At 61.5% G+C, this 4,977-nt stretch carries 3 protein-coding genes; all 3 read right to left on the bottom strand.

Annotation, left to right across the window (positions count from 1 at the left end):
• A partial coding sequence (locus INF37_RS15455) for a 4-hydroxyphenylacetate 3-hydroxylase N-terminal domain-containing protein (RefSeq protein WP_145996787.1) occupies positions 1–127 on the bottom strand: 127 nt, incomplete at its 3' end.
• Between the two features lie 18 nt (positions 128–145).
• Entirely contained in the window at positions 146–922 is a 777-nt protein-coding gene (locus tag INF37_RS15460) for an enoyl-CoA hydratase-related protein (RefSeq protein WP_101690943.1), read from the bottom strand.
• A gap of 162 nt (positions 923–1,084) precedes the next feature.
• A complete protein-coding gene (gene nifJ / locus INF37_RS15465; protein WP_101690944.1) occupies positions 1,085–4,630 on the bottom strand; it encodes a pyruvate:ferredoxin (flavodoxin) oxidoreductase in 3,546 nt (1,181 codons plus the stop codon).
• Between the last annotated feature and the right edge of the window lie 347 nt (positions 4,631–4,977).

Consider the following 4,977-nt stretch of genomic DNA (forward strand, 5'->3'; position numbering starts at 1 on the left):
TGGCCACGCAGTTGATCGAAGGACGGATCATCGGGTGATCCACCCAGTTCTCGATCTGCTCCCCGAACATGTACACCCGCGTCTTCAGCTTCCGCAGGCTCTCGATGTACTCCTGGGATGTCATCATATCGTTCTACTCCTCTTCTTACTTGTTCTCAAAGGTGGCGGAACGCTTCTCCAGGAACGCGGTCATGCCCTCCTTCTGGTCGGCGGTGGCAAAGCACATGGCGAACAGCTCGTTCTCCAGGGCGATGCCGTCGTCGATGTCCATCTGCATGCCGCGGTCGATGCAGGCCTTGGAGTACTTCACGGCGATGGGGGCGTTCTTCATAAAGGAGCGAGCCATCTCCACGGCGCCGTTCATCAGCTCCTCGGGAGCGTAGACAGCGTTGGCCAGACCGATCTTCTCAGCCTCGTCGGCCTTGATCATCTTACCGGAGAAGATCAGCTCCTTGGCCTTGGCGATGCCCACCCGGCGGGGGAGGCGCTGAGTGCCGGAGAAGCCGGGGGTGATGCCCAGGCCCACCTCGGGCTGGCCGAACTTGGCCTTCTCGCTGGCCAGGATGATGTCGCAGCAGAGCGCCAGCTCACAGCCGCCGCCCAGAGCGAAGCCGTTGACCGCAGCGATGGTGGGGATCTCCAGCTTCTCAATGCGGCGGAACAGAGCGCTGCCGCGCTGGCCCCACTTGCGGCCGCCGTTCAGGTCCAGGGGCATCTGCTCGCCGATGTCGGCGCCGGCCACGAAGGAGCGGCCCTCGCCAGTGAGGATCATGCAGCCCAGGGTGCTGTCCTGCTCCACCTGAGTGATGACCTGCTCCAGCTCGCCGATGACGGTGGAGTTGAGGGCGTTGAGGGCCTCGGGGCGATTGATGGTGATGATAGCGATATTGTCCTGCTTCTCAAAGCGAATGGTCTGATACATAACCGTTCCTCCTCAGATAATTCTGTTCCGGAGACCCAGGCAAAACAAAGAACGGGGTGCCGCCAACACAGGCGGCACCCCGTTGCTGTCATACGGACAGCGGCGATCTCACAGGGATGTCGCGGCCGTGTTTGACTGGGTCAAAACGTCGTTTATATTCCCTTACTGCTCGTCGGCCATCTTGCGATAGCGGGCATAGCGGGCCTTCAGCTCCGCGATCTCCTGCTGATAGAGCTCCTCCGCGCGCTCGGGGAAGTTGTTCTTCAGGGAGGCGAAGCGGTTCTCACCCATCAGGTAGTCCATGAGCTTATCGGTGTCGGGCTCGGGAGAATCCAGCTGGAAGGGATTCTTGCCCTCGGCGATGCGGCGGGGATCGTAGCGGTACAGGTGCCAGTAACCGGCCTCCACGGCCTTCTTCATCTCGGTCTGAGTGCAGCTCATGCCGGCCTTGATGTGCTGCTCCAGGCAGGGGCAGTAGGCGATGATGATGGAGGGACCGGGATAGGACTCGGCCTCACGGATGGCCTTCAGGGTCTGATTCTGGTCATAACCCATGGCGACCTGAGCCACGTAGACATAGCCGTAGTTCATGAGGATAGCGCCCAGGTCCTTCTTGGCCACCCGCTTACCGCCGGCGGCAAACTTGGCCACAGCGGAGATGGGGGTGGACTTGGAGGCCTGTCCGCCGGTGTTGGAGTACACCTCGGTATCCAGAACCAGCAGGTTCACGTCGCGGTTCTGCGCCATGACGTGGTCGATGCCGCCGAAGCCGATATCGTAGGCCCAGCCGTCGCCGCCGATGGCCCAGATGGACTTCTTGCTCAGGTACTCCTTGTTGTCCAGGATGTACTCGATGTCGGCGTTCTTCTCCACGGCCTCCAGGGCAGCGACCAGAGCGTCGGAGACGGCGCGGGTCTGATCCTTGTCCTCCCAGTTGGCCATGTAGTTGTCAATGGCCTCCACGGCGATGCCGGCAGCCTTCAGGCTCTCCATGCGGATGAGCAGCTCCTTGCGGATGGCATCCTGAGCGTGGAAGAAGCCGTAGGCGAACTCGGCGTTGTCCTCAAACAGGGAGTGCTCCCAGGCGGGACCATGGCCCTCGCAGTCGCGGCAGTAGGGCAGGATGGGGGCGCCGCCGCTGATCGCGGAGGAGCAGCCAGCCGCGTTGCCGATGTACATACGGTCGCCCACCAGCTGGCTGACCAGCTTGATGTAGGTGGTCTCGGCACAGCCGGCGCAGGCAGCGGAGAACTGGAAGTAGGGCTTGGCGAACTGGATGGACTTGACGGTCTTGTCGCTGATGATGTCCTTCTTCAGGTAGGCGTCGTTCATGGCGACCTTGTCGAAGTTCTCCTGCTCGGGCTTCATCTCCTCGAAGGGAGTCATGACCAGAGCGTCGGCGCTCTTCTCGTTCTGGTTGGCGGGGCAGGCGGTCAGACACACGCCGCAGCCCAGACAGTCATAGGGAGAGACCTGGATGCGGAAGGAGTAAGCGGGGGCGTCCTTGCCCAGGCCCTTGGCGGGCACGGTGACGAAGGAGGCGGGCACGCCGGCCTTCTCCTCCTCGCTGAGGAGCACGGGACGGATGGCCGCATGGGGGCAGCACATGGAGCAGCGGTTACACTGGATGCAGGCGTCGGGGTTCCACTTGGGCACCGCAGTCGCCACGCCGCGCTTGGAGTAAGCGGAGGTACCGTTCTCCCAGGTGCCGTCCAGCACGCCGTGCTTCTGGAACACGGAGACGGGCAGCTTGTCGCCCTGCTGACGGTCGATGGGCATCACGATCTCCTTGACGAAGGGAGTGGCCTCGATCTCGGCAGCGGGAGCGTCCACGGCATCGGCCCAGGAAGCGGGGATCTCCACCTTCACGGCGGCGTTGATGCCCACGTCCACAGCCTGGTTGTTCAGGTCAACGATCTTCTGACCGGCCTTCTTGAAGTAGGAGTTGTAGTTGTTCTTCTTCATGTCCTCCACGGCCATGTCCAGGGGGATGACCTTGGTCAGGGCGAAGAAGGCGGCCTGCAGGATGCTGTTGGTGCGCTTGCCCAGGCCGATCTCGCCGGCCAGCTTGGCCGCGTCGATGATGTAGAACTGAGCGTGCTTGTTGGCCAGATCCCGCTTCATCTTGGCGGGCAGGCGCTCACCCAGCTCCTCCACGGACCAGGGGCAGTTGAGCAGGTAGGTGCCGCCGTCCTTCAGATCGGCGGTGGTGTCGTACTTGTTGACATAGGTGGGGGCATGGACCGCCACGAAGTCAGCGGAGGACACGTTGTAAGTAGCGCGGATGGGGTGATCGCCGAAGCGCAGGTGGGACTGAGTCAGACCACCGGACTTCATGGAGTCATAGGAGAAGTAAGCCTGCGCATACTTGTTGGCCACCAGGCCGATGGTGCTGATGGCGTTCTTGTTGGCGCCCACAGTACCGTCGCCGCCCAGGCCCCACAGCTTACAGGCCACCTCACCGGGATGGGCCAGCTCCACTTCCTTGTAGTCCAGGGAGGTGTGGGTCACGTCGTCGATGATGCCGATGGTGAAGTTGTTCTTGGGGTTCTCCTGCTTGAGGTTGTCATACACGGCGATGAACTGGCCGGGAGTGGTGTCCTTGGAGGACAGGCCGTAACGGCCGCCCACCACGCGGATGTCGCCGCGGCCGGCCTGGTTCAGAGCGGTGACCACGTCCAGGTACACGGGCTCGCCCACGGAACCGGTCTCCTTGTTGCGGTCCAGGACAGCGATCTTCTTGACCGTGGCGGGAATGGCCTCGGAGAAGTGCTTGACGGAGAAGGGACGGTACAGATGGATCTGGACCATACCCACCTTGCGGCCGTTGGCGTTGAGGTAATCCACGGTCTCCTTCACGGCCTCGGAGGCGGAGCACATCACCACGATGACCTCTTCCGCGTCGGGAGCACCGTAGTAGTTGAAGAGCTTATAGTCGCGGCCGGTGATCTTGTTGATCTCGTCCATGTAGTGCTGAACGGTCTCGGGCACGACGGCTGCCTTGACGTTGGCGCCCTCCTTGCACTGGAAGTAGACGTCGGGGTTGACGTTGTTGCCGCGGTTGGTGGGATGCTCGGGGTTGAGGGCATTGCGGCGGAAGTCCTTCAGGGCCTCGTAGTCCACCAGGCCGCGCAGGTCCTCGTAGTCCAGGGCCTCGATGCGCTGCATCTCGTGGGAGGTACGGAAGCCGTCAAAGCAGTGCATGAAGGCGTACTTGGAGCCGATGGCGGACAGGTGGGCCACAGCGCCCAGGTCCATGGCCTCCTGGGGAGAGGAGGACATCAGCATGGCATAGCCGGTCATACGGCAGGTCATGAAGTCGGTGTGATCGCCAAAGATGGAGTGGTGGTTCGAGGTCACCACGCGGGAGGCGATGTGCATCACGCTGGGGAGGAACTGACCGCCCATGGCATACATGGCGGGGATCATCAGCATGAGGCCCTGGGAAGAGGTAAAGGTGGTGGTCAGGGCACCGGCCTGCAGGGAGCCGTGGCAGGTACCGGCAGCACCGGCCTCAGACTGCATCTGGATGACGTCCACGGTGGAGCCGAACAGGTTCTTCCGGCCTTTCGCGGACCACTCGTCCACCTTCTCCGCCATGGGAGAAGAGGGAGTGATGGGGTAAATCGCCGCAACCTCAGTAAAGGCATAGGCCACATGGGCCGCGGCGGTATTACCGTCCATAACGACGTAATTTTTTTTGCTCATAATGATCCTCCTTGTACTACAAAACAGTAGTTTCCAAAGGCCCTATGAAGGGGTCTGTGGGGGCATCAAACGAAAGGGGGAGCACCCGTTCCGTTCAACAGATTCTTTCTCTTTTCCTCGCCGGGGTCTATATATCCCACGTATGTGGATCACTTTCTCTACGGCACACAAGAGAAGATACCCCAGCCGGAGCGTTCCGGCGGGGTCTCTTCTCTATGTGATGCTGCTGTGAAAGGAAAACGAATTACTTGGAGGCCTTCAGGGCCTTGATGGACTCGATGAGCATGGGGGTGACCTTGAAGAGGTCGCCGGTGATGCCGTAGGAGGCCACCTCGAAGATGGGGGCG

Origin of the sequence: Pseudoflavonifractor gallinarum (assembly GCF_014982855.1) — a bacterium.
Lineage (GTDB): Bacteria > Bacillota > Clostridia > Oscillospirales > Oscillospiraceae > Pseudoflavonifractor_A > Pseudoflavonifractor_A gallinarum.

What these genes read in the sequence shown, in the direction of transcription:
- nifJ (WP_101690944.1), bottom strand. Translation starts at nt 4,630, where the DNA reads ATGAGCAAAAAAAATTACGTCGTTATGGACGGTAATACCGCCGCGGCC.
- INF37_RS15460 (WP_101690943.1), bottom strand. Translation starts at nt 922, where the DNA reads ATGTATCAGACCATTCGCTTTGAGAAGCAGGACAATATCGCTATCATC.